Source organism: Methylobacterium sp. A54F (assembly GCF_053346035.1).
The window spans coordinates 1-296 of the sequence record NZ_JBKFBF010000167.1 but is presented as its reverse complement, the minus strand read 5'-3'; the positions used below and the strand labels follow the sequence as shown (position 1 = coordinate 296).

The window sequence follows — 296 nt, the reverse complement described above, 5'->3', positions numbered from 1 at the left end:
CGCGACAAGGCCTACCAGCCGATCCTGGGGCTCGGCACCAACACGCTGGTGAGCAACAGCCGCTTCGTGGACCTGCCCAGCGATGGCATCTCGATCGCCAGCGGGCGCATCACCGGCAACCTGATCAGCGGGGGCGGCTACCAGACCGGGGCGCATGCCGACGCGATCGCGATCTCGGGCTTTGCCACCAACGGGGCGATCCAGATCACCGACAACCTGATCGACTGGCGCACGCCCGCCGACGCCAAGGTCGCGACCAACCAGGCGATCCGGGCAACGTCCGACAAGGGGCCGAT

The 296-nt window shown here is 68.2% G+C and carries 1 pseudogene; it reads left to right on the top strand.

Features of this window, described 5'->3' with window-relative positions:
• Window positions 1-296: pseudogene (locus tag ACLBXP_RS25805) on the top strand (M10 family metallopeptidase C-terminal domain-containing protein); the annotation flags it as partial.